Here is a 24,074-nt window from a genome sequence, read left to right on the forward strand (position 1 = left end):
AAAGGGGCGCATGATGTATTTGCACAAAGTAGAAGGGCCTCGGTCGGTCACACTTCCGGACGGATCGATTTTGTCACGTGCTGATTTACCTCCTGAGGATACACAGCGATGGGTTGCATCAAGAAAAGTGACAGTCGTTCGCGGGGTTCTTTATGGGCTGATAACCCTGTCGGAAGTGATGCAAAAATATGGGGTTAGCGAAGAAGAGTTCAGCTTGTGGGCAACGGCGGTTGTCGAACATGGCGCAGATGCGCTGAAGGTAACTTCGCTAAAAAAATATAGACAACCTCAGGTAGAAAAGACTTAATAGCGATATCGGTAACGTTGGGTTAACCAATCTTGGTCAGATTTGAATTGAAATCTGAGTATTTACGAAACTGGAGCTTTGATATGCGCATACTTCTTGTTGAGGATGACCCGACAACTTCCAAAAGCATCGAGTTAATGCTGACGCATGCCAATCTGAACGTCTATGCGACAGATCTTGGTGAGGAAGGCATAGATCTGGCAAAGCTCTATGACTACGATTTGATTCTGCTGGATCTGAATCTACCAGACATGACGGGGCACGAGGTCTTGCGCCAGCTGCGTATCGCGCGTGTCGAAACGCCGATATTGATTCTTTCGGGTGCCGATGACACCGAAAGCAAGATCAAGGGATTTGGTTTCGGGGCCGACGACTATCTGACAAAACCGTTTCATCGGGAAGAGTTGGTAGCGCGAATTCACGCCATTATTCGTCGTTCAAAAGGACATTCGCAGTCGATCATCCGGACAGGGCGCGTTGCCGTAAATCTGGACGCCAAAACGGTGGATGTCGAAGGCACACCAGTGCATTTGACAGGCAAGGAATACCAGATGCTGGAACTACTGAGTCTGCGCAAGGGAACGACATTGACGAAAGAGATGTTCCTGAATCACCTGTACGGGGGAATGGACGAACCTGAACTTAAGATTATCGACGTTTTCATCTGCAAACTGCGCAAAAAACTAAGCAACGCAACGGATGGCGAAAACTATATCGAAACCGTCTGGGGGCGTGGCTATGTCCTAAGAGACCCGCAATCCAACGCGATGGGCGAGGCGCGGCTTGCCGTCGGCGCCTGATGTAATCACGATGCGCCGCTGGCGGTCCGGGGCGGCAAGTTCACTCACGGCTTAGCATGACTGGACCTGATCATGGCCTCGCCCTATCACTGGTTCCCAAGATCAAGTGATAGGGCGAGGCCATGAGCGATACGATTCCCGCTGAGAAACTTACCGAAGCGCAGGCGCATAACGAATTGAAGCGCCTGGCCGACCTGCTCAATCGTGCCAATGAGCGTTATCACACTGCCGATTCACCCGAGATTTCTGATGCCGAATATGACGCGCTGAAGTTGCGCAATCAGCGGATCGAGGACCTTTTCCCGCACCTGAAGCGGAGTGATAGCCCTTCAGAACAGATTGGCGCACGCCCTGCGGACGGATTTTCCAAGATCACACATTCTGTGCGCATGATGTCACTCGGAAATGCGTTTGATGATGCGGACGTGTTCGATTTCGATCAATCCGTTCGTAAATATCTTGGGCTGACTGAAAATGACGAACTGGCATACACGGCGGAACCAAAGATTGATGGGCTTTCGTTGTCGCTGCGCTACGAAAAGGGCGAGTTGATACAGGCCGCAACCCGTGGCGACGGTGAGGTCGGGGAAAACGTTACTGCAAATGCCCGGACAGTCGGGGACATCCCCAAACAAATCTCCGGTGCGCCAGATGTGCTGGAGGTGCGTGGCGAAATCTACATGTCCCACGAAGACTTCGACGCGCTGAATATGCGACAAGCCGAGATTGGAGGAAAAACCTTTGCGAACCCGCGCAACGCTGCTGCTGGATCATTGCGGCAGCTGGATGCCGAAATCACCCGTGCGCGGCCACTTCGTTTCTTTGCGTACGCATGGGGAGACGTGTCAGAACGCCTTGCGACCACGCAATTCAAAGCGATCCAGCGCTTGGAGGGGTTTGGGTTTCAAACCAACCCACTGACACGGCTATGTGCGTCGACAAGCGAGATGCTGGATCACTATGCAGGGATTGAAGCGCAGCGTTCCACATTGGGTTACGATATTGATGGTGTTGTGTACAAGGTCAATGACCTGACCCTGCAATCGCGGCTCGGGTTTCGCTCGACGACACCCAGATGGGCAATTGCGCACAAGTTTCCGGCTGAACTCGCCTGGACCAAACTGGAGGCAATTGACATTCAGGTTGGCCGAACAGGCGCGCTGAGCCCGGTAGCGCGTCTACACCCAGTGACTGTCGGTGGCGTTGTTGTATCAAATGCAACGCTTCACAATGAGGACTATATCGCGGGAAAGGATTCCAAGGGGGAGGAAATTCGCGGCGGCAAGGACATCCGTGTGGGTGACTGGGTTCAAGTATACCGTGCGGGCGACGTAATACCCAAAGTAGCCGATGTCGAATTGTCCAAACGTCCGGAGAGCGCAGTCCCTTTTGACTTTCCGGTAAAATGCCCCGAATGCGGCAGTGATGCCGTTCGGGAAGAAGGGGATGCGGTAAGACGCTGTACTGGCGGGTTGATCTGCCCGGCACAGGCAATGGAGAAACTGAAACATTTCGTATCCCGCAAGGCGTTCGACATCGAAGGGCTGGGGGCAAAACAGATCGAAATGTTCTATGATGACCCGGACCTTCCGATAAAGGCGCCGGCAGATATCTTTACTTTGCAGGAACGTGATGGTGCCAACCTGACAAAGCTCGCCAACCGTAAGGGGTGGGGCGCGCAAAGTGCGTCCAACCTGTGGTTGGCGATAGAGGAGAAACGCACCGTTTCATTTGGCCGACTGCTTTTTGCACTGGGTATTCGTCATGTGGGTGAGGCCGCTTCGAACTTGATAGCGAACCACTATGGTACATGGTCCGAGTTCGAAAAGTGCATTACAGCCGCAAAAGGTCTCGAAGGCCCCGAATGGGAGGACCTTCTGGCAATTGATGGCGTGGGCGAGGTTATGGCACACGCGCTTGTCTCGGCCTTTGCGCAAACGGCCGAGCGGGAGAGCATTGATGAACTGGTTGCAATGCTCAATGTACAGGAGGCCAAACGCCCAAATACGTCCGGAAGTCCGGTCGCCGGGAAAACGGTGGTGTTCACGGGGACCCTTGAAAAAATGACGCGCGCGGAAGCCAAGGCGCGGGCCGAAGCGTTAGGGGCCAAGGTTTCGGGCTCGGTCAGCAAGAAAACTGATATCTTGGTTGCCGGTCCGGGGGCGGGTTCAAAGGCGAAAAAGGCCGCAGAGCTGGGCATCGAAACACTGGATGAGGACGGCTGGTTGCAGCTGATCGGGGATGTATGAGCGGGCGGCCTGAATCACTATTTCCGCTATTTTCCAAGCTTGAAACACTGGACGGCGTGGGGCCAAAAACAGCCAGGCTGTTAGCGCAGATCGATATTGAAACGCCTAGGGACGTTCTGTTTTCACTGCCTTACGCCGTGGTAGACAGACGCCGCAGGGATACCATTCAGGGTGCTGATCTGCCATCAACCCTGACCGTTGAAGTCACTGTCGGAGTGCATCGCCCACCAAGAACGAAGGGCGGCGCGTATCGCATTCACGTTGAAGACGCGCGGGCCGAATTCCAGCTGGTTTTCTTTCATGCCAGAGGTGATTATCTGAAAAAAATCTTGCCGCAGGGCGCACGCCGGGTGGTTTCCGGTAAACTGGAACTGTTCGATGGAATGGCCCAGATGGTGCACCCCGATCACGTCCTTCCACCTGAGGAGGCAAGTGAAATCCCTGAGTTCGAACCGGTCTATCATCTGACACAGGGCGTAACCCAGAAAACGGCCTTTAAGGCGGCGCGCAGCGCATTGTCACGCGCCCCGGATTTGCCGGAGTGGATCGATCCTGCCCAGGTGGCCAAAATGAAATGGCCTGACTGGCTTGGGGCAATCCAATCCGGACACGCACCGCAAGGCGCTGATGACGTTGCACTTACGGCGCCTGCGCGTGAGCGTTTGGCATATGACGAGTTCTTTGCCCACCAACTGACGCTGGGATTGGCACGGCAGCGGGAAAGAAAGGCGCGGGGAACGGCAAGCGTTGGGTCAGGAAAGCTGCAGTCGAAGGTGCTGAAGAGCCTGCCATATCGCCCCACCGGTGCGCAATTGCGGGCCATCGATGAGATTGCTGCGGATATGGCATTGGAAACGCGGATGAACCGTTTGCTGCAGGGTGATGTGGGCGCGGGAAAAACTTTGGTTGCTTTCATAGCCTTGCTTGTTGCGGTTGAAGCTGGCGGGCAGGGGGTCATGATGGCGCCGACCGAAATTTTGGCGCGTCAGCATCTGGAAGGTCTCCGACCGCTGGCAGAAGAGGCCGGGGTCGTGTTGGAAATCCTGACCGGTCGCGACAAAGGCGCCGAACGCAAGGCAAAGCTCGCCGCGCTGAAAGATGGAAACATCCACATCATGGTCGGAACGCATGCCGTATTCCAGAGTGATGTCGAATTCCATGATCTTCGTATCGCCATAGTAGACGAACAGCATCGGTTTGGTGTTCGGCAGCGTATGGAATTGGCGGAAAAGGGGGTGGCGGCAGATGTGCTTGTGATGACTGCCACGCCCATTCCGCGCAGCCTTGCACTGACACAGTACGGAGATATGGACGTTTCTGTGCTGGACGAAAAACCGCCAGGCCGTAAGCCAATCCGGACTGCAATCCTAAGTACGCAACGTATCGATGAAGTTGTCGCGCATCTGAAGCGAGCGATTGAGGACGGGCGGCAATGTTATTGGGTCTGTCCTCTGGTTGATGAATCCGAAGTCTCTGATTTGACTGCGGCCGAAGAACGGTTCAAACGCCTGCGGGCCATTCTGGGGGACGGCATCGTCGGACTTGTGCATGGGCAAATGCCGCCGCCGGAAAAAGATGCGGCAATGGCTGCGTTCCAATCTGGGGAAACCAAGGTTCTGGTGGCCACAACCGTAATTGAAGTTGGGGTAAACGTCCCGAACGCATCAATCATGGTGATCGAGCGGGCCGAGATCTTTGGCCTTGCCCAATTGCACCAGTTGCGCGGCCGGGTGGGTCGTGGGGATGCCGAATCCACGTGCTTGTTGATGTATCAGCCGCCGCTCAGCGATGGGGGACGCCGACGTCTGGAAGTATTGCGTGAGACGGAGGACGGATTTCGTATAGCCGAGACCGATCTGGAAATGAGAGGCGCCGGTGACATGATCGGAACCGCGCAGTCCGGCCTTCCGAAATTTCGTGTTGCTGATCTTGAACGTCAGGCCGGATTAATGGCTGTCGCGCAATCTGATGCGCGGGCTTTGCTGGCATCTGATCCCAAATTAAACACGGATCGCGGAAAGGCGGCCCGCACCCTTTTGTGGTTAATGAAACAGGATCAGGCGATACGTTTGATTTCAGTGGGTTAGGGAATGTGTAGCTGAAAAGTTCGCAAATGTTCTCAAAAAGTTCTTTACCGAACTGGAAAAATATGAGAACAAAAGGTCAACAAATGATTAAACCCTGACCGGAGGTGAGACCATGCTGACCCAGATCAAGACAGCCTTCAGCCGTTCGCAGAGCACGCTTTTTCAGGATGCTGTCGGTGTGGCGTCTTTGGTGGTCATGCTTGTTGTTGCACTTCACATGCCTGCGGGGTTCTGACTTTTCTGCCTGCGATCTCGTGCCGCTGAATCCGCGCCTGTCTTCCCCATTGTTTCAAGGATGACTTACCTGTCCCGTTTTCCTTGAGGGGCCTTGCCTCGGCCCCAGTGCGGATATCCGGACCCCACGCGAGAAACGCAATACCTGCCGCCGCTCTCTCCGCCCGGGAGAAGCGGCGGTTTTTTTATAACTGGCCCGTTTTGATGATTTCCAGCAAAGCGGACAAAACGGAATTGGCAGCAACCGAAGCCAAGATCATTCCCATCACACGGCTGATGATCGCCGATCCCGAATGGCCAATCAGACGAATGATTGGATCTGCTAGCAACATCAGAACATACGCAATTGCAATCACGGCGAGCATGACCAGCGCTGTAACCCCCTGGTCGGCGACGCTGTAGCGGTTGTTGTCGGTTAGAATAACGATGGCAAGCATGGCACCGGGTGACGCCAAAGACGGAACCGCCAAGGGGAAAATTGCCGGGTTGGGTTTGTGGGGATCGGCCTGGGATTCTTCTTCTGCTTGCCGCTGCTCTGTATCGGGTTTGCTTTCTCCGAAAATCATGGTCAGGGCAAACAGAAACAGAATGATGCCGCCAGCGACCTGAAACGAGTTTAAGCCGATTTCCAGCGCTTCGATAAGAAGCTGTCCGAACACCAGAAAGAACAGCAGCACACCGGCGCTGACTGCAGCCGCCAACAAAGCCGTGCGGCGGCGTGCCGACGCTTCGATGCCAGCGGTTACCGCAATGAACACGGGGATCGTTCCGATCGGATCGATCACGACCCAAAGTGTAACGAAGTGCTCAAGCAAACTATGCAAATCAAATTCCCCCTCTGAAATTTAAGGGAGATTAGTCGCGTTTGTCTCAGATTGCCACGCTTAGGCGCAATTGGCCTGTTCTGCTGTTTCCATGGCCTCGGCGGTGGCTTCGAGCGCAAGCAGGATCGATGCATGACGGTTTTTATAGTCACGCGCAGGCATCAGAACTTCGAGCCCGTCAAACGGGGCATCGGGCGCCGGTCCGTCATTTCTGAGCATATTCTTCAACTGGTCGCGGGCCGTTTCGATCTGCGCGCGTGTTGCCCCCAGAATCGCGGCACCAACGACCGAGGCTGATGCCTGACCCAATGCACATGCTTTGACGTCCTGCCCGAATTCGGTGACCTTATCACCGGCGACCTTTATATCCACAGTGACAGTCGAGCCGCACAGAGGTGAGCGTTTCTTGACCGTCGCATCGGGGTTTTCCAGCCGATCCAGATGCGGGATATCGGCCGCAAGCGCAAGAATGCGACCGGAATAGAGCTTAATCAGATCTGTCTCGCCGGACATGGGTTTCCCTCGTTGTCTGTTCCCCATACATAGTGGTCACGATGAAGGATGCAAAAGGTTTTTACCATGTCGACTTTCGTGCCATTCGACCCCTCGACTTTGAAATACAACGAGGCAGGCCTGATCCCCGCGATTGCTCAGGATCATACCAGCGGAGACGTCCTGATGATGGCATGGATGAATGCGGAAGCAGTGGTGCGCACGCTGGAAACAGGCCGGGTAACCTATTGGTCGCGTTCACGTAAATCCTTTTGGGTCAAAGGGGAAACATCAGGCCACGTACAGGAACTGATCGATTTCCGCGTTGATTGTGATCGGGATTGCCTGTTGGTACTTGTCCGCCAGACAGGCCCGGCGTGCCACACAAACCGGCGCAGTTGTTTTTATACTTCGGTGCAGGACGGGGCCGAGGTCGAGCTTATGGCCCCGATGGTGTGACACTGATCTGCACGCAAGGCGAGGGGCCTGAAACCGGGATCAAAGCCCGACCATCGCTCTGACGTCTTCAGGCGTGGCGCCTTCGTCGCGATACTTCTGAATCGCCCGCGCATCATCCCTTTTTGCCAGCCGTTTACCGTTTTCGTCGCGGATGAGGGGGTGGTGATGGTAAACCGGGGTTGGCAAGCCCAGCAGGGATTGCAGCAGGACGTGAATTTGCGTTGCCTCGAACATGTCTTCGCCACGAACTACGTGGGTGATATTTTGATCGGCATCGTCGACCACAACTGACAAGTGATACGAGCCTGCCATGTTACGCCGGACAAGAACAATGTCTCCGACTGCCCGGACAAGCGTTTCCCGGTCTAGTTGGTGCTTTCCTGAGTAAGCAGGACCGGTTTCTTCAAAGGACCGCAAGTTTGCGCAATCGACTGCTTTTCGCATGTCGAGGCGCAAGGCCTCGTTGGCGGAAGCTTCAGACAACGGACGCTCGCGGCAAGTGCCGGGGTAAATGCGGCCATCCGGACCGAATTGGGGAACACCCTCCTGCGGAGCCCCAGCGGCTGCCTTGATATCTGCCCTGTTGCAGCGGCACGGGTAGACAAGTCCCATCTCCGCCAATTGCTTTACAGCCTGGCCATATCTCTGGTGCCGATCTGATTGACGTAAAACTGGGGATGGCCAGGAAAGCCCTAACCAGCCAAGATCATCATAAATCTGAATTTCCCACTGGATGCGTGATCGTGACTGATCGATATCTTCGATCCGCAACAAGAAGCGCCCGTTAGATTCGCGTGCCATGTCTGCAGCCAAAAGCGCCGAATAGGCATGTCCAAGATGAAGCGGACCTGTAGGCGATGGAGCAAATCGAGTGATGAATTTCACGTTTTCTCAACAACGTAGACGTCGGACTTCAAGTCCATACCTGGCAAGTGTGGTCCGTATTCCCGAAACAGCAAACGCGCCGACCCCATATCCAGCCAATCATTGAGACGCCCGGAATAAGCACGATCAGCCAGCGCGTGGTCATTGAAAGAAAAGGCCAGCAATCCACCTTTGGGTAACGCATTCATCAGCAAGTCAAAGGTTTCTGGCGGCGCTGCGCCGACACCGATTACCCCTATGGCGGTGATTGCTTTATAGGCACCTTGCTGCAGCGGGTCGGGGTCCTCGATTTCAAATGTTGAAAGATTCCGGTAGACACCTTTGGCCAATGCGCCTTCCAACATTTGTGGTGTTGGGTCTAGGCCATCGATAACTTCGAAGCCGACCTTGCTCAGGGCGACGCCTGACAACCCGGTACCGCATCCATAGTCCAGAATTGGAGTCTGTGCTTCGGGCATTTTCGACCACAGCGCCTCGGCAACCCGACCCGGTGTGGCATAGCCATGCTCGCCGACCTCGCTGTCGTAGGAGTCTGCCCACTTTTCATAGTGCGCGCGGGTTTCCTGCGGGGTTGAGAGATTGTAAGTGTCTTTCAGGAATTTATCACTCATGCCACCATGTTAGGCGCTTCGGGTGCGCGCCGTCCAGTCAGCATTGCTCCAGCCACGTGGTCCATGCTGCCTTGGCGCGGTCTGTATAGGCCTTGTACCGATCTTTGCGACCGCGACGTCCACCTTTGAGCCCATCGACCGGGCGGAAAAGGCCAAAGTTGACGTTCATTGGTTGAAAGGTTTTGGCTTCGGCACCGCCGGTGATGTGGTGGATCAGCGCGCCCATGGCGCTGTCCTGGGGAACGTCAGCCAACGACCGGCCCAGGATTTCAGCAGCAGCCATACGGCCCGCCAGCAATCCCATCGCCGCGCTTTCCACATATCCTTCAACGCCGGTGATCTGACCGGCAAAGCGGATATTGGCCTTGGATTTCAGGCGCATTTGCGCGTCGAGCAATGTGGGTGAGTTGATGAAAGTATTGCGATGGATGCCACCCAAGCGCGCAAAACCGGCATTTTCCAGACCGGGGATCATGCGGAAAACCTCGGTCTGTGCTCCATATTTCATCTTGGTTTGGAATCCGACGATATTGAACAAGGTTCCCAGCGCATTGTCGCGCCGCAGTTGGACGACGGCATGGGGTTTGACATCCGGCTGGTGGGGGTTGGTCAGGCCCACGGGCTTCATCGGCCCGTGGCGCAGGGTTTCTCGCCCGCGCTCGGCCATGACTTCGATTGGCAGGCAGCCGTCAAAATATCCGGCAGTTTCGCCTTCGTGAAATTCCGTCTTATCAGCGGCAAGCAGGGCGTCGATGAACGCCTCGTACTGATCCCGGTTCATGGGGCAATTGAGATAGGCGGTGCGCTCTTCTTCTGTTTCACCCTTGTCATAGCGTGACTGCATCCACGCCTGCGTCATGTCGATACTGTCAGCGTAGGCGATCGGTGCGATGGCATCAAAAAAGGCAAGAGATTCGGCGCCGGTTTCCTTGCGGATCGCTTCACCAAGAGATGGAGAGGTGAGGGGGCCCGTTGCAAAGATCCATTTACCGTCGTCAGGCAAGTTGCTGACTTCTTCACCGGTCACCGAAATACGCGGGTGGGCGCGCAGTTTTGCGGTCACGGTTTCCGAAAACGGATCGCGGTCGACGGCCAGCGCGCCGCCCGCCGGTAGGCGATGCGCGTCGGCAGTATTCATGATCAGACCGTTTGCCGCCCTCATTTCCCAGTGAAGCAGGCCAACGGCATTCTGTTCGTCATCGTCAGAACGGAACGAGTTAGAGCATACCATTTCCGCCAGATTGCCGGTTTGATGCGCAAAGGTGCCCACATTGGGTCGCATTTCATGGATGACTACATCCACGCCCATTTCGGCGGCCTGCCATGCGGCTTCTGAACCGGCCATGCCGCCGCCAACGATATGTAATGTCTCGGTCATGGGCAGCCACATAGGGCAGCGTGCGTGAATACGCAACGCCATGCTCATTCATTGCTGCTTGTAAGGGAAGTCTTGGGGTCGCCGCTGCGGGAATGTCGACGCCGGTGAGAGAGACCAGCTTGGAGGGACCTTCCGCCCACGGCGACCCAAAAGTACGTTCAAGGTACTAACCTTGTCCAAGCATTGCCACAGTGTTGCCGTTTTGGGAAGTGCAAAAATGCGAACAATCGACACATTTTGCAGAAACAATTGATCTATTGCTTCCAATTTGGCGGTCGCTTCTCGATAAAAGCCGAGATTCCTTCTTCGGTTTCGCGAAAGAGCATATTTTCAGCCATTACGCCTCCGGTATAGGCATAGGCCTGGTCCAAAGGCATCTGGAGCTGTTGATAAAAGGCCTGTTTACCTATCTTGACGGCCGATCCAAGTTTGGCCGCAATCTTTTCAGCCAACGCTGCGGTTTCGCTTTCCAGCGTGTCATGGGGTACGACACGGTTGATCAGGCCAAGTTCTGCTGCGCGGTCAGCTTCAATAAATTCCCCCGTAGTCAGCATTTCAAACGCCTGTTTTCGCGGGATGTTCCTGCTGAGTGCGACCATCGGAGTTGAGCAGAACAGTCCGATATTGACACCATTTACGCCAAATCTGGTACCTTCGGCAGCTACAGCCAAGTCGCAGGTGGCGACCAACTGGCAACCGGCGGCCGTGGCGATGCCGTGTACTTGGGCAATAACGGGTTGGGGCAGGGACTGAATCGACATCATTACCCGTGCGCAACGCTGGAACAGATCTGCAAAATAGGCCTGCCCACCATCTTCGGCCTGCCGTCCAGCTGTCATTTGCTTGAGGTCGTGGCCGGCACAAAAGGCTTTTCCTGCCCCCGACAGAATCACAGCCCGGATCGCGCGGTCCTCTTTCAGGGCATCAAGTTCCGATTGTAGCGCTGCCAGCATCTCGTCACTTAAGGCATTCAGGCGATCCGGCGTATTCAGTTGCAGATGGGCGATGGCATCTGTGTCGTCACGTTCCAGAATTGTCATCTTGCTCTCCCCATATCAGTCAGGGCAACTCTAGGGCTGGAATGTCAGGAGGGAAAGCATGTCGTTGGCCATGACCAAAGAAGAACTGTCGGAATACATGGCCGTGGTGTTTCCGCAGGTCAAAGAAGATTTTGCCATCGATGATCTGACCGAAGATACGGTAACAATGCGCCTGCTTACCGCCGAGCGCCACTTGCGCCCAGGGGGGACCGTGTCCGGGCCGTCCATGTTCGCGCTGGCCGATGTCTGCGTGTACGCAATGGTTCTTGCAAGGTTGGGTAAAAAAGCGCTGGCCGTTACTACCAGTTGCTCGATGGATTTCATGCGCAAGCCTGACGGATCATCGCAGATGATTGCACAATGCCGGTTACTCAAACTGGGGCGAACTTTGGCGGTGGGCGATATTTTGATGTTTTCGGTGGGATCAGAGAAACCGGTCGCCCGTGCAACAATGACCTACTCGATTCCCCCAGAGGGGTCGGCGGCAGCCCTAACCGGATAAAAAGGGCCGGGGAAAAACCCCGGCCAGGGAAGAGGTCCCTTACGGGACTGGGGATATGTCAAATCTGCCAGAAGTAACGGCGTGTCTCGCTTCTGGCCTGCGGCCGACTCAGGCCCACGTCCATAAGCAGCCTGTCATCCAGCCGGCCAAGATTAATGCGGCTGCGGCGACGTTGTTCCCATTGTGTGATGACCGCAGCAAAGCGCACTGCCAGAAGGGCGACCACTGGCAGCCGGGGGCTGGTGTTCAGCAACATCAAGGCGGAGTTGTGCATTGCGCGTGTCATGTCAAAATTCCTTTCAATTGTATTGACACAAAGTTGGGTGTTTCGATACAAGGCATTGGTACACCCGGAATTGTCCCAAATTCAAAGAAAGAATTGTAATGGATACAATTTGGCCTGAGGCGCTACCCAAAGCAAAGGGGGCAAAGTACACTCTGGTTGCAGATGCAATACGAAAAGCAATCGAAAACAAAGATTTGGAGGTTGGTGTTAAGCTTCCACCCGTGCGCGAGCTTGCATATCGACTGCAAATTACGCCGGGTACGGTCGCAAGGGCCTACACGATTCTCACTGATGAAGGGTTGCTACAAGCTGAAGTTGGACGTGGTACATTTGTTGCCCCACCCAAATCTCCGATACTTGACGATGTCTGGTCGCGACAGCTGCACCTTCGCGACGACAAACATGACGACAGTGTCAGCTTGTTCAGTCCGCGTCTGCCAGATGTGGGGCAGGTTTCGCTGATCCGGGAGTGCATGGCTAAGGTCGCCCAAGGCGATCCGCGCATGTTCATGAACTATCCAACACGCGATGCCTACGTGCCGGTTCGGCAGGCGGTCGTTGATTGGTTGTCGCATTTACCGTTGGGGGGCGTGACCGCCGACGACATTGTTCTGACCCATGGCGGTCAAAGCGGCATTTGTGTGGTTTTCCAAACCATTCTGAAGGGGCTGAAACCCGTTGTTCTGGTCGAGGATCTGTCATACGCCGGATTTCGTCGGGCCGGAGAGCTGATGAGAGCAGATGTCATCGGTGTCAAAATGGATAAGTGGGGCATCAGTGCCGAGGCGTTGGACCATCTGCTGCGTCAGACACCTGCACAGGCAATTTGCGTATCCCCAGAAGTGCAAAACCCAACCGGTGGTCACACGCCGCTGGAGCGACGCAAAGAAGTCGTTGAGGTCGCTCGACGTCATGATGTCGAGATTGTCGAGGATGACTGTTATCGTATGGGTGAGGCACGGGCACCGAGTTACAGGGCGCTGGCGCCCGAGCGGGGATGGCATGTGTCCTCCATCTCAAAAACGCTAACGCCGGCCTTGCGTGTTGGCTTTGCGATCGCCCCCAAAGAGCGGAGCGGTGATTTGCGGAGGTCCGCCGAATACGGGTATTTCGGTCTGGCACAGCCCCTGGCAGAACTAACAAGGCTGTTGCTTAGCGATCCTCGGGCACAGCAACTGGCCCGGGATGTCAGGACGAAGATGGGAGAATACGTACGGGTGACAGTAAATGCACTTGGCGGGTTTGATCTGAACTGGGATTCCGAAGTTCCCTTTGTTTGGCTGAGCCTGCCATCCGGTTGGCGTTCAGCGGCGTTTAGCCGAGCTGCCGAGCGGGAGGGCATACAGCTAAGGTCAGCCGATGAATTTGCATTGCGCGATGGTCGTGCGCCCAACGCAGTTCGAATTGCGATGAACGGGCATGTCACCTTGGAGCAATTCGAGGACGCCATGCTTCGGTTGCGGGCGTTACTCGACAATCCACCCGAGCAAATCAGCGTATAAATGTGGGGTAATATAATACCCAATTTATAATGCGCTGATTTTGCTCAATTATATTTGGATTGGTGCGCTTGACGTTGCATTGCCACACATCTAAATACGCTCCATCGAATTCGGACCGGTCGCTTATGCCGACCGGTCTTTCACATCAAACAGGACTATCCTGCCATGAAAACCTTTTCTGCAACACCTGCAGACATCGACAAGAAGTGGATCCTGATCGACGCCGAGGGCGTTGTTCTGGGCCGTCTTGCCTCGATCGTCGCCATGCGCCTGCGTGGCAAGCACAAAGCGTCGTTCACCCCGAACATGGACATGGGCGACAACGTCATCGTAATCAACGCTGACAAAATCCAGATGACCGGCAAGAAGCGCGAAGAGAACTTCTACTGGCACACTGGTCACCCGGGCGGCATCAAATCGCGCACCAAGCAGCAGATCCTCGAGGGTGCACACCCCGAGCGCGTCGTGACCCAGGCGGTCAAGCGCATGCTGCCGGGCAACCGTCTGGCGCGTCAGCAGATGACCAACCTGCGCGTTTATGCCGGTGCCGAGCACCCGCACGAAGCCCAGGCCCCCGAAGTTCTGGACGTCAAGTCCATGAACAAGAAAAACACCCGGAGCTAATGACCGATGGCTGATCAGATCAATACTCTCGAAGAGCTGAGCGCCGTCGCAGGCGTTGAAACCGTGGCCGAAGAAGTCATCGTGCGCGAACCCGTACGTGACGAACTGGGCCGTTCGTATGCCACCGGCAAGCGTAAAGACGCTGTTGCCCGCGTGTGGATCAAGCCGGGGTCCGGCAAGGTCACCGTGAACGGCAAGGACCAGGACAAGTACTTCGCACGACCCGTTCTGCAGCTGATCCTGCGCCAGCCGTTTCAGGTTGCCGGTGTGGAAGGTGAATTCGACGTTGTTGCAACCGTCAAAGGCGGTGGCCTGACCGGTCAGGCCGGTGCGGTCAAGCACGGCATCTCGAAAGCACTGCAGCTGTACGATCCCAGCCTGCGTGGCGCTCTGAAAGCCGCTGGCTTCCTGACCCGTGACAGCCGCGTTGTGGAACGTAAGAAATACGGTAAGCGCAAAGCGCGTCGTTCGTTCCAGTTCTCGAAGCGTTAATTCGCTGCCGAGTGCACAAAATCAAAGGGCTCGCGATTGCGAGCCCTTTTTTGTTGTAAGGACGGAAATTCCGGCCGTTACTCTTCGTGGACCTTCTTCCACGCACCGCCTTCGACCAGATTGACGTAAACGGTATCGGCGCCCTGATGGTCGTCCGGCCCAAAGGTCATGTGGTTGCCGACAAGATCGTCCTGATAATCAAGCGACTCCATCGCAGCGATGAAACTCTCATGTGTCAGGTCCGGGCCTGCGGCTTCCAGCGCTTTGACCATCATTTCGGCAGCTGCATAGCCCAGCATGGCAAAGCCAACCGGGTCTTCGCCTGTGGCAGCCTTGTACTCTTCGATGAATGCTTTCGGAGCAGGCTCATCCGCGCGCGCCCACAGGTCCTGCCAGGAGGCTGCCGAATAGAACCCATCGGTCACGCCGCCGGGCACCTGAGCGACCACTGTCAGGAAACTGGCCGATGTTCCCATGAACTTCATGTCATCCAGGCCCATTTTCTTGGCGGTGCCGACCACAGTGATGGCCTGCCGCACACCCAGGGCGATGGTGACGATGTCACAGCCTTCTTCCTTGAGCTTGCTGAGTGAGCCGACAAAATCCGTCTCATCCGGTTTGTGAGTGGTTTCGGCCGCAAAGGTGATCCCGGCCTCTTCTGCGCCAGCTTTTGAACCTTCGAGGATTTCCTTCCCGAAATCGGTTGGCAGATACATGGTGCAGACTTTTTCGGCACCAAACTCTTCGGCCAGATATTTCACGCCGACCCGGCTTTGGTCATAGTAGCTAGAGAAAGACGTGAACTTGTTGTCCACGGGATCCTGCAGCATCTGACGTGCAGCCGACAACGGCGCCACATTCGGAATCCCTTTGGGATCGAGCAGTTTGAAGCCTGCCAGGTTCATCGGCGTGCCAAGACTTTGCAGCATGGCAAACACTTTGTCGCGATTCAGCAGCTTGTTATAGCCCTGCATCGCGCGCGGCATCTGATATCCGTTATCCTCGACTACGTAGCGAATTGTACGACCGTGCACACCACCATCTGCGTTCACCCGGTCGAATACGACGTTTGCACCTTTCACGGCTGGCACACCAACAGCCGCAAAAATCCCGCTGAGATCATTAACCGATCCGATTATCACCTCTTCGTCGGTCACGCCCTGCGTTTCCGCGCTGGCAAGGGTCGCAGCCGCCGTCAATGCAGTGGCGGCTGTCAGCCGCTTGATCATAGTTTTCATGTTTCTCCTCCCTTTGGGTAATCCCGGCACTATTTGTACATATCTTCAATCAGATGTCCGTGTTTCTTTTCGACAAACCCTCGTTTCAGTTTCATTGTCGCGGTCAATTCCTCGTCTTCGGCTGTCAAAAGCACATCGATCAGGCGGAAATCCTTGATCTGTTCGACCCGCGCGAATTCTTTGTTCACGGCCTTAACCTCGTCTTCAATCAGCTGTTTCACCTCCTTGGCGGCGCAAAGCGACGCAAAGTTTGAAAACGGAATCTTGTTGTCCTGAGCGTATTTCTCGACATTCTCCTGATCAATCATAATCAGCGCTGTCAGGTACTTACGCCGGTCACCGATTATTACGGCATCGGAAACGAAGTGGCTGAATTTCAGGCGGCTTTCGATCTCGGCCGGCGTGATATTCTTGCCGCCTGCGGTGATGATGATGTCTTTCAGACGTCCGGTAATCGTAACGAAACCATCGTCATCCATTCGCCCGACATCACCTGTTCTCAGCCATCCGTCGGCAGTGAATGTCTCGGCCGTTTTTTCGTTATTGCGCCAATAGCCCTGGAACGTATTCAAGCCGTGGACCTGTATTTCGCCATCATCGGCGATACGGACCTGAATGCCCGGAACGGCCTTGCCGATCGTACCGATCCTGTTTTCCTCAAGCGTGTTGATTGTAGCCAGCCCTGAGGTTTCGGTCATGCCATACCCCTCGACCAGCGGTACTCCGATAGCCCAGTACCATTTCAACAATTCAGGCGAGATCGGTGCCGCGCCGGTACCTCCGCGCCGCATTTTGTCCATGCCCAGCATGCGCCGCAAATTTCTAAGCACCAGCCTGTTCCAGATCCAGAACTGAGCAGACACAATGGCGGGAACAGGTTTGTTTTCAATAAGGTACTCGGCGCGCTTCATCCCTGATTTCAGGGCCAGCCCAAATGCCGCGCGGCCGGTTGGCGTGGCCTCTTGCGCCATGATGAGAACCTGAGAATAGATCTTTTCCCATACACGCGGCACAGCAGTGAAGGTTGCCGGTGAAACCTCCTGTAGGTTTGCAAAAACCGTTTCCGGATTTTCTGCAAAGTTCACGGTATTTTTCGCCGCAAGCGGAAAATAGATCGACACATCGCGTTCCAAAATATGGCACAGCGGCAGGAAGCAAAGTTGTTCGTCGCTTGAAAACGTGGGAAGCCGATGCGCACCTGCTTCGATCGCGGCCATGATGTTTTCATGGCTCAGCATGGCGCCTTTGGGCATCCCGGTGGTGCCGGATGTGTAGATCAGCAGCGCCGTGTCCTGAGGGCTGGCCTTGGCGATTTCAAGATCGAACGCACCGGGGTCCTCTTTTTCAGCCAGCTTTCCGATTTCATACAAATCGTTGATCATCATGCATCTATGATGCTCAAGGTCGTGCAGCCCCTCATCCTCAAGGATGATGACGTTCAAAAGACCGGGAACCTCGGCCTCGATTTCCAGGTATTTATCCAGTTGTTCTTCGTTTTCGACGATCAGAAACCGGCTATCGCTGTCGTTTACCAGATACCGAAGCTGACTGGCTGAATCGGTCGTGTAGACCCCCGACGCAATCCCGCCGACAGACTGGATGCCCATATCGAAATAGGCCCATTCCTTTCGATCTTCGGACAGGATCGAGACGACCTCACCGCGCTGCAGGCCCAGTTTGCGCAAGGCAAGGCCAATCCATTTGGCGTGCTGCCAATAATCAGCCCAGGAATACGTCTTCCAGATGCCGAAGTCCTTTTCACGGTGCGCGGTCCGTGTGCCCAATTCCGCGCATCGTTTCTGAAAAAGCCCGGGAATTGTCGTGCAATCATCAACCCTGACGGGGCGCTGCCCGGGGGTGGCGTTGAAAGACACGCCATTGATCACTGTCTGAGGGGGCAGGGTGCTTACATCCATTTTGCTCACCTCTGTTGTCATCGCCAAGTTTTCTTACGTTTCCAGCGGCGGTTTTCACGCGCGCCTTCTTCCTGAACGCCAAGATAGAAGTTCTGGATATCCTCGGATTTCATCAGATCGTCCGCGTCTCCGTCCATAACAATGCGCCCGACCTCCATGACATATCCATGATGCGCCAGTTCCAGAGCGGCAGAAGCGTTCTGTTCCACCAGCATGATCGTCATGTTCTGTTCTTCGTTCAGGCGTCTGAGTATCGCGAAAATTTCCTGAACCAGAAGAGGTGACAAACCCAGAGAGGGTTCATCCAGCAACATGATTTTCGGGTTGCCCATCAAGCCGCGTCCAATGGCCAGCATTTGTTGCTGGCCGCCTGACAGGGTTCCTGCCTCTTGGTTTCGGCGTTCCTTGAGGACCGGGAAGTAGTTGAACACAAGTTCGCGGTCCCGCTCGATCTGGGCTTTGTCTCGCAGGGTGTAGGCCCCGAGGCTCAGGTTGTCATCGACCGTCAGCAGGGGAAAAACCTCTCGTCCCTCCGGGACGTGAACAATTCCCTTTTGCACGACTTTATGTGGTTCCGAGCCTTGTATGTTTTCGTTTTCAAAGGTGATGGTGCCTTTTTCGGGATCCATAACGCCTGAAACGGTTTTCATCAGGGTAGTTTTTCCAGCGCCATTGGCGCCAAGGATCGAGACGATCTTTCCCGGATGAACATCCAGCGAAACGCCCCGAATGGCCATGATCGGACCATAAAAGCTTTCGATATTTCGGATTTTCAGGATGGGTTCGCTCATGATGCTTTCCCCAGATAGGCTTCGACGACTGCCGGATGAGACTGAACTTCGCTCGGGGTTCCCAAGGCCAGTTTGGCACCGTCTGCCATGGCCAGAACGCGATCAGAAACTCCAGAAACAAGACCCATATCGTGCTCGACCATCAATACGGTGATGCCCATCTGACGGCGGATGTCGTCGATCCACCACCGCATGTCGGTTGTTTCTTCGACCGACAAGCCTGACGCGGGTTCGTCCAGCAGTAGCAATTTGGGATCCGTCGCCAAGGCCCGTGCGACCTCGACAACTTTTCTAACACCATAAGGCAGTCCCGCAATCATTTTGTCGCGGTAGGCCTGGAGATCCAAAAAGTCGATGACCTCCTCGACCTTTTCGCGGTTCTCTATTTCCTGCCGTTTGGCTGATGGGGTAAAGAACAACTCGGTCAGCAGATTGCTTTTGCGATGGCGATGCCGCCCGACAAGAAGGTTCTGCAAAACCGTGGCGTGTTCGAACAGTTCAATGTTCTGGAATGTACGCGCCACTCCATAGGCTGCGACGCCCGATGGTTTAACCTCCAGAAGATCATGTCCGTCAAACCGGATTGATCCGTTATATGGGTCATAAAAGCGCGATATCAGATTGAATACAGTCGATTTTCCGGCACCATTCGGTCCCACGATGGCAAAGACCTCGCCCTGATTGACAGAAAATGAAAGGTCATTGACGGCCGTCAGCCCACCGAATTTTAGCGTGACATTCTCAAAGTCCAAAAAGCTCATCTCAGGCGCTCCGTCTTGAGGTAGGATTTTTGTCTTTTGAACATGTCCTTGCGGTAGAAGGGGAACAGCTCGAACCAGGTGCGGATTTTCAACCATCGGCCATAAATACCCATCGGCTCGAACAGGATGAAGGCGATCAGGATCATGCCGAATATGCCGAATTCCAGCCCGGGAATGGCGACAGTGTTTCCGCCAAAAACGGCACCGACATATTCCTTGGATATGGACAGGAATTGCGGCAGGAAACCGATGACGATGGCACCGAAGAATGCACCGTGGATCGATCCCAGACCACCAATGACGATCATCATCAACAGCTGGATCGAGATGACAACGCTGAAAGTTTCGTTGTTGAAAGCCCCGGAATACATGCCCATCAGTGCACCTGCCCATCCCGTGATCGCGCAGGAAATCGCAAAGGAGATGGTTTTGGTCCGCGATATGTCGACGCCCATGGCCTGTGCCGAAACCTCCGAGTCCCTTACGGCGATAAAGCTTCGGCCCAATGGCGCACGCAGAAGGTTGATGTATCCAAACGTCACAAGGACAGTGATGATCAGGACCAGCCAATAGAACAGATCAGGCGTTCCCCAGCGGTCGATAGTCAAACCCAGTACGTCGACGCCACCGATGTATTTTCCGGCAACGCCGCCGGTGATCGGCTCGGCCAGAACGATGATGTCGTCCATCAGAATGGACAGGGCCAGCGTAAAGATAGCCAGATAGATGCCATGCAGTCGCAGGGCAGGGATGGCAACAGTCACCCCGGCAATACCTGTCATGATACCGGCCAGCGGAAAGGCGATCAGAAAGGGCACACCTGCTTCGACCAGAATGACGTTGGCATAGCACCCAAAGGCAAGAAACGCCGCATGTCCAAGGCTGGCCTGTCCCGTGTGTCCAGTCAGGATCATCAGGCCAAGCCCTGCAATGGCCCAGATCAGAACATTGGTCAGTTCCCCAAGATAGAATTCATCCAGCCACCAGGGCGCAGCAGCAACCACGGCGAGAAGAATAAGATACAGGCTAAGCTGATACCCGTCTTTCCAGGGGCGGATATCCTGCATGTAGTCGGTTTTGAATACAATCCGCATCGCTTCAGACCTTTTTCACGCGCACTTGGCTGAACAGCCCGTGAGGGCGGAAAATCAGCACGGCAAGCAACAGCGCATATGGTGCAATCTGACTGTATCCAGCGGCGATATATCGGCTGGCGAATGGTTCGATCACCCCAACGATCAGGCCACCGGCAAGGGCACCATGCAAGCTGCCAAAGCCACCGATCACCGCCGCAGCGAAGGCCTTGATGCCCAAAAGTCCGGTATTGGGATCAACCGAGCCTTTGGCTGCAAAAAGGATGCCGGCAATTCCAGCAACCACACCTGCCAGAGCCCAGATAAAGCTCTGAACCCGTTTGACAGGCACACCCATGTAATAGGCGGCCAACTGGTTCTGAGATGCACCCTGCATCGCGAGCCCAAGTTTAGTTCTGCTGAAGAAAACATACAGACCCCAGGTGAGCAGAATGGTGACGACGATAACGGCTACGTCCTCCATCCCCAGAACCAACCCGCCAAAGCGGACGTCCTTTCCTGCCAGTGGGTTCTGCAAGGTCTGCGGCTCATGTCCCCAGATCAGCCCGGCCACGAACCGGATCACAAAGCCAAGTGCGATGGTCAGAATGACAACGGCGGTCTGGCTTTCACCGAACATGCGCCGGATGATCAATCGGTCGAGCAAATAGCCAAGACCTCCCATGATCCCCAGGGAAATCGGAAGTGCCAGCCAGAAAGGCAGACCCATGTATTCCGTATTCGTCAATCCGATGGTGACAAAAGCGCCCAGCATCATGAAATCGCCCTGGGCAAAGTTCACGGCTTCGGTCGCTTTATAGATCAGTACAAAACCTAGTGCGATCAGGCCGTAGACACAGCCATTCGCCAGCCCGCTGATCAGCAGCTGTACGTTGTCCAAATTTTTCCTCCCTGCGCCGGTAAAACCGGCGTCCTTATTCTGCCCATGCGCTCCTCACTTCGCGGGGGCGTGACTCTACTATGGCGTGATCATTACCTTTCCGTCACTCTTTTTCAGCGCATCTGCCAAACCCGACACAACGTCACGAAGTTTAAGGTGTTCGGATACGTCCGTTTGCCAACGTCCATCTGCAAAACGCGCCTGCACTTCGGAAACAACGCGCATCTGATCGGCTGGCGGCGTGTTCATCATCCACTCGGTCAGCCAGAATCCTTCGATCCGTTTGCCCATGAAAATGAACTGTCCGATTTGTGTCAGCTTTGGCGGCTCAGTGCTCAATTTTCCGTAGCAAATCCACCGCGCGCGGTTGGGCATGGAGGTGAAAATCTGCTCGGAAACCTGATCTGCCACGGCGTCGAGAAACACCCGGGGCTTCAATTTCTTGCTGATCGACGCAAATTGCCGGGGCAAGTCCGGGTCACTGCTGACCAGAACTTCTTCAGCGCCCAGAGATTTAAGTGCTTCGACCGTTTCACTCCGGCGGACGATCGCAATAGGTTTCATGCCAAGGTCGCGTCCAAGGCTGCACATCAACTTACCCAATTGGCTTGTCGCGGCGGAAATGACGAAAGCATCCCCGTCTGCACGCGCAATATCGACCATGGCCATTGCGGTAAGCGGATTGACGATCTGCGCTGCGCCATCTTCATCAGAAACATCCGGTCGCAGCGGGATGCACATCCGAGCTTGTGTAAGTATATATTCCGCCCACGCACCAGTACCTGCGGCAATAAACGAAACCCGCTGTCCCAGCAGCGCTTCAGCCCCTTCTCCGGCAGTGACGACGTCGCCGCACCCCTCAAAACCGGCAGGAGCACCTTTGACACGGGGTTGTCCGTATTCGCCTTTGATGAAGTGAATATCCGATGGATTGACGGACGCCACACGCAACCGGATCAGTACCTGTCCCGGGCCGGGTGTGGGCAACGGCAACTCCGCCTCAGCAAGCCAGTCCGCTGCATTGTCAATCATAGGGCCGGTTGCCGCATTGGAATACCCATCATGAGTTTGAATAACGGCAAACATTTGAGACGGAAGATCGTCTTTCATATAATAGTCCTTGGATCGGGTTTGTTGAGTGCACATACGCAAATGCCCAGCATTTTAAGGGGCAAGGCGTGCCAAAATCCCTGAAACGGCAACACCATTTCTGCACGGCTGACATCTCGCGGGAACTTCGGTGTGGATTTCCGGCTTGCCGGGCCGCCGAGCGGGATGTGATTAGCGGGCAAGTGCAAATGCATGTCCAGTATGGTTGGTGACTTGCTGAATGCAAACATGCCACCAAGGCTTCCGTCAATTTCTTACCGCAATGACGTGGCGGAAAACCCCTGACGAGAAGAGGGCCGGCGAGTACCGCCGACCCGTTTGCTTATTGTTGTGTCAACAGTGATCTTAGTTCTTCGATTTTCGCCGCAAAAGTTTCCGGCGCTGCCTTGATGTCGTCCAGAATCTTGATTGCCTGCGACTTGATATCCTGAGACAACTGGCTTTCCTGAACTGCCGCTACGACCTTATCGTAGTCGAACTGTTCTGCGGTCAGCATGCCGCTTTCCACCCACGAGTTCAGAAGTTCCTGCCCCTGATCGCTGAGTGCCGCAACCTGCTCGCCTGCTTGTTTGGCCAGATCATTGGCGGTGTCACTTGCCTGCTGCGCCGCCTCTGATGCCTGATCTGCAACTGACGAAGCCGCTTCGGATGCTTGCTGTGTGGCGTTGTTCACAGCTTCGCTGGCTGCTTCCTGAGCTGCAGAAGCCGCTTCGCTCACGGCTTCTCCGGCATCTTCAGCTGCAGATTGCAGTTTTTCAGCTGCGGTGGGTTCGGGCTGGTTGATAAAGAAATAGCCGCCGACAACAATTGCGGCGAGAACTGCGATGATAACGATTACACGCGACATTTGGATCTCCTTTGGAAAATGTGCCGCCCAGATGGTTGATATCTAAAGGGAAAAAAAGGGGAAAGTCCGGATAAACTGTTCACAACCAGAGTTTGAGCCGGGAGGCGCTGGTTATACGCAGTTGCAGTGGCGGGATACTGCCGCTTTTTGACGGCAAGTAATAATGGCTCAATCCCAGACCAAAATTTCCAGATCTGAGGGAATTGCTGGCTGGGAAGGACGAGTGTTTGCCAAAATTTGATGGAGAGACGAGGATTCGAGTCTTGGGGCGCTTTTCTTAAGCCTAAGATCGGCATCTCCCGCAGCAAAGGTTGGCATAGAAACACGTCATAGCATTTAAACCGTATCGGCTCCGTAGATGTTAATGCAGAATGGAAAGCAGCCCGTTACCGCGCTGGAGCACACAACTTCCGTAATCGGAAAATTCGTTTTTGGCAGCCGGATAAGCAATTTCACCGGGCAGAAAATTCACGCTTAGAGAATAGTTTTCATGAGGCACACCAGGTCAGTTTAGGTAGTTTGATGCACAGTTTGTTGGGGCTTCCAATTCAAGGTTTCTGAAATGCTTGCTAAAAATTGCCAGGCCGTTGTTATCGGAGGTGGTCTTGTCGGTTGTTCGATTCTCTACCATCTTGCCAAGCTTGGCTGGACCGACGTTGTTCTGC

At 54.8% G+C, this 24,074-nt stretch carries 26 protein-coding genes; 11 read left to right on the forward strand and 15 right to left on the reverse strand.

Going from position 1 to position 24,074, the window contains the following annotated elements:
* Positions 1–13: 13 nt before the first annotated feature.
* From sciP to ACR0D6_RS08815, 5 genes are all read left to right on the forward strand, one after another.
* On the forward strand, positions 14–307 hold the full coding sequence (sciP, locus tag ACR0D6_RS08795; RefSeq protein ID WP_480765224.1) for a CtrA inhibitor SciP: 294 nt from the start codon (positions 14–16) through the stop codon (positions 305–307).
* Between the two features lie 83 nt (positions 308–390).
* Positions 391–1,107, forward strand: coding sequence for a response regulator transcription factor CtrA (ctrA, locus tag ACR0D6_RS08800; protein ID WP_480449653.1), 717 nt, complete (start codon positions 391–393; stop codon positions 1,105–1,107).
* 122 nt (positions 1,108–1,229) lie between these two features.
* Positions 1,230–3,356, forward strand: coding sequence for an NAD-dependent DNA ligase LigA (ligA, locus tag ACR0D6_RS08805; protein ID WP_480765225.1), 2,127 nt, complete (start codon positions 1,230–1,232; stop codon positions 3,354–3,356).
* On the forward strand, positions 3,353–5,443 hold the full coding sequence (recG, locus tag ACR0D6_RS08810) for an ATP-dependent DNA helicase RecG (RefSeq protein WP_480765226.1): 2,091 nt from the start codon (positions 3,353–3,355) through the stop codon (positions 5,441–5,443). The genes ligA and recG overlap by 4 nt, the downstream gene beginning before the upstream one ends.
* A gap of 112 nt (positions 5,444–5,555) precedes the next feature.
* Positions 5,556–5,678, forward strand: coding sequence for a hypothetical protein (locus tag ACR0D6_RS08815; protein WP_480449647.1), 123 nt, complete (start codon positions 5,556–5,558; stop codon positions 5,676–5,678).
* A gap of 184 nt (positions 5,679–5,862) precedes the next feature.
* On the opposite strand, the gene ACR0D6_RS08820 is transcribed toward ACR0D6_RS08815, so the two are convergent.
* Together ACR0D6_RS08820 and ACR0D6_RS08825 are read right to left on the reverse strand one after the other, a co-directional pair.
* On the reverse strand, positions 5,863–6,501 hold the full coding sequence (locus tag ACR0D6_RS08820; RefSeq protein ID WP_170652504.1) for a MarC family protein: 639 nt from the start codon (positions 6,499–6,501) through the stop codon (positions 5,863–5,865).
* Between the two features lie 60 nt (positions 6,502–6,561).
* Positions 6,562–7,014 carry an iron-sulfur cluster assembly scaffold protein gene (locus tag ACR0D6_RS08825; protein WP_480449645.1) on the reverse strand — a complete coding sequence of 151 codons (453 nt, stop codon included), beginning with the start codon at positions 7,012–7,014 and terminating at the stop codon, positions 6,562–6,564.
* Between the two features lie 48 nt (positions 7,015–7,062).
* Here ACR0D6_RS08825 and hisI point away from each other — a divergent pair, with 48 nt between their 5' ends.
* Positions 7,063–7,452, forward strand: coding sequence for a phosphoribosyl-AMP cyclohydrolase (gene hisI, locus ACR0D6_RS08830; protein ID WP_170652508.1), 390 nt, complete (start codon positions 7,063–7,065; stop codon positions 7,450–7,452).
* 39 nt (positions 7,453–7,491) lie between these two features.
* On the opposite strand, the gene gluQRS is transcribed toward hisI, so the two are convergent.
* The 4 genes from gluQRS to ACR0D6_RS08850 all read right to left on the reverse strand — a co-directional run bounded on the left by gluQRS (position 7,492) and on the right by ACR0D6_RS08850 (position 11,366).
* A complete protein-coding gene (gene gluQRS / locus ACR0D6_RS08835; protein ID WP_480765227.1) occupies positions 7,492–8,337 on the reverse strand; it encodes a tRNA glutamyl-Q(34) synthetase GluQRS in 846 nt (281 codons plus the stop codon).
* Positions 8,334–8,948 carry a class I SAM-dependent DNA methyltransferase gene (locus tag ACR0D6_RS08840; protein ID WP_480765228.1) on the reverse strand — a complete coding sequence of 205 codons (615 nt, stop codon included), beginning with the start codon at positions 8,946–8,948 and terminating at the stop codon, positions 8,334–8,336. The genes gluQRS and ACR0D6_RS08840 overlap by 4 nt, the downstream gene beginning before the upstream one ends.
* A gap of 37 nt (positions 8,949–8,985) precedes the next feature.
* Complete coding sequence (trmFO, locus tag ACR0D6_RS08845; protein WP_480765229.1) at positions 8,986–10,326, reverse strand: methylenetetrahydrofolate--tRNA-(uracil(54)-C(5))-methyltransferase (FADH(2)-oxidizing) TrmFO; 1,341 nt, start codon at positions 10,324–10,326, stop codon at positions 8,986–8,988.
* Positions 10,327–10,580: 254 nt separating this feature from the next.
* Positions 10,581–11,366: an enoyl-CoA hydratase gene (locus ACR0D6_RS08850; RefSeq protein WP_480765230.1), complete on the reverse strand. Its 786-nt coding sequence runs from the start codon at positions 11,364–11,366 to the stop codon at positions 10,581–10,583.
* Between the two features lie 58 nt (positions 11,367–11,424).
* On the opposite strand from ACR0D6_RS08850, the gene ACR0D6_RS08855 reads away from it, so the two are divergent.
* Positions 11,425–11,868 carry a PaaI family thioesterase gene (locus tag ACR0D6_RS08855; protein ID WP_480765231.1) on the forward strand — a complete coding sequence of 148 codons (444 nt, stop codon included), beginning with the start codon at positions 11,425–11,427 and terminating at the stop codon, positions 11,866–11,868.
* Between the two features lie 58 nt (positions 11,869–11,926).
* Here ACR0D6_RS08855 and ACR0D6_RS08860 read toward each other — a convergent pair whose 3' ends face one another.
* Positions 11,927–12,154, reverse strand: a complete 228-nt coding sequence (locus tag ACR0D6_RS08860) for a DUF1127 domain-containing protein (protein ID WP_480765232.1) — start codon at positions 12,152–12,154, stop codon at positions 11,927–11,929.
* A 98-nt stretch (positions 12,155–12,252) separates the two neighbouring features.
* On the opposite strand from ACR0D6_RS08860, the gene ACR0D6_RS08865 reads away from it, so the two are divergent.
* From ACR0D6_RS08865 to rpsI, 3 genes are all read left to right on the forward strand, one after another.
* Positions 12,253–13,656, forward strand: coding sequence for an aminotransferase-like domain-containing protein (locus ACR0D6_RS08865; RefSeq protein ID WP_480765233.1), 1,404 nt, complete (start codon positions 12,253–12,255; stop codon positions 13,654–13,656).
* A gap of 165 nt (positions 13,657–13,821) precedes the next feature.
* On the forward strand, positions 13,822–14,280 hold the full coding sequence (rplM, locus tag ACR0D6_RS08870; protein WP_039536983.1) for a 50S ribosomal protein L13: 459 nt from the start codon (positions 13,822–13,824) through the stop codon (positions 14,278–14,280).
* Between the two features lie 6 nt (positions 14,281–14,286).
* Complete coding sequence (rpsI, locus tag ACR0D6_RS08875; protein ID WP_039535473.1) at positions 14,287–14,772, forward strand: 30S ribosomal protein S9; 486 nt, start codon at positions 14,287–14,289, stop codon at positions 14,770–14,772.
* Between the two features lie 77 nt (positions 14,773–14,849).
* Here the strand turns inward: rpsI and ACR0D6_RS08880 are convergent, their stop codons facing one another.
* The 8 genes from ACR0D6_RS08880 to ACR0D6_RS08915 form a co-directional block, all read right to left on the reverse strand.
* Positions 14,850–16,010 carry an ABC transporter substrate-binding protein gene (locus ACR0D6_RS08880; RefSeq protein ID WP_480449631.1) on the reverse strand — a complete coding sequence of 387 codons (1,161 nt, stop codon included), beginning with the start codon at positions 16,008–16,010 and terminating at the stop codon, positions 14,850–14,852.
* Between the two features lie 29 nt (positions 16,011–16,039).
* Entirely contained in the window at positions 16,040–17,926 is a 1,887-nt protein-coding gene (locus ACR0D6_RS08885) for an AMP-dependent synthetase/ligase (protein WP_480765234.1), read from the reverse strand.
* Positions 17,927–17,943: 17 nt separating this feature from the next.
* The gene (locus ACR0D6_RS08890; protein WP_170652524.1) at positions 17,944–18,717 is read right to left on the reverse strand and encodes an ABC transporter ATP-binding protein; all 774 of its coding nucleotides are present in this window, start codon (positions 18,715–18,717) and stop codon (positions 17,944–17,946) included.
* On the reverse strand, positions 18,714–19,478 hold the full coding sequence (locus tag ACR0D6_RS08895; protein WP_170652525.1) for an ABC transporter ATP-binding protein: 765 nt from the start codon (positions 19,476–19,478) through the stop codon (positions 18,714–18,716). Before ACR0D6_RS08895 ends, ACR0D6_RS08890 begins: the two co-directional genes overlap by 4 nt.
* The gene (locus ACR0D6_RS08900) at positions 19,475–20,572 is read right to left on the reverse strand and encodes a branched-chain amino acid ABC transporter permease (RefSeq protein ID WP_480765235.1); all 1,098 of its coding nucleotides are present in this window, start codon (positions 20,570–20,572) and stop codon (positions 19,475–19,477) included. Before ACR0D6_RS08900 ends, ACR0D6_RS08895 begins: the two co-directional genes overlap by 4 nt.
* A gap of 4 nt (positions 20,573–20,576) precedes the next feature.
* Positions 20,577–21,452 (reverse strand): branched-chain amino acid ABC transporter permease, encoded by an 876-nt coding sequence (locus tag ACR0D6_RS08905; RefSeq protein ID WP_480449625.1) that lies wholly within the window; start codon positions 21,450–21,452, stop codon positions 20,577–20,579.
* Between the two features lie 78 nt (positions 21,453–21,530).
* Positions 21,531–22,562 carry a zinc-binding dehydrogenase gene (locus ACR0D6_RS08910; RefSeq protein WP_480765236.1) on the reverse strand — a complete coding sequence of 344 codons (1,032 nt, stop codon included), beginning with the start codon at positions 22,560–22,562 and terminating at the stop codon, positions 21,531–21,533.
* 322 nt (positions 22,563–22,884) lie between these two features.
* The gene (locus ACR0D6_RS08915) at positions 22,885–23,409 is read right to left on the reverse strand and encodes a hypothetical protein (RefSeq protein WP_480765237.1); all 525 of its coding nucleotides are present in this window, start codon (positions 23,407–23,409) and stop codon (positions 22,885–22,887) included.
* 562 nt (positions 23,410–23,971) lie between these two features.
* Here ACR0D6_RS08915 and ACR0D6_RS08920 point away from each other — a divergent pair.
* Positions 23,972–24,074, forward strand: a 103-nt coding sequence (locus tag ACR0D6_RS08920) for an FAD-dependent oxidoreductase (protein WP_480765255.1), incomplete at its 3' end; no start/stop codon positions are given.

This window comes from Ruegeria sp. BJ6, from assembly GCF_056537885.1.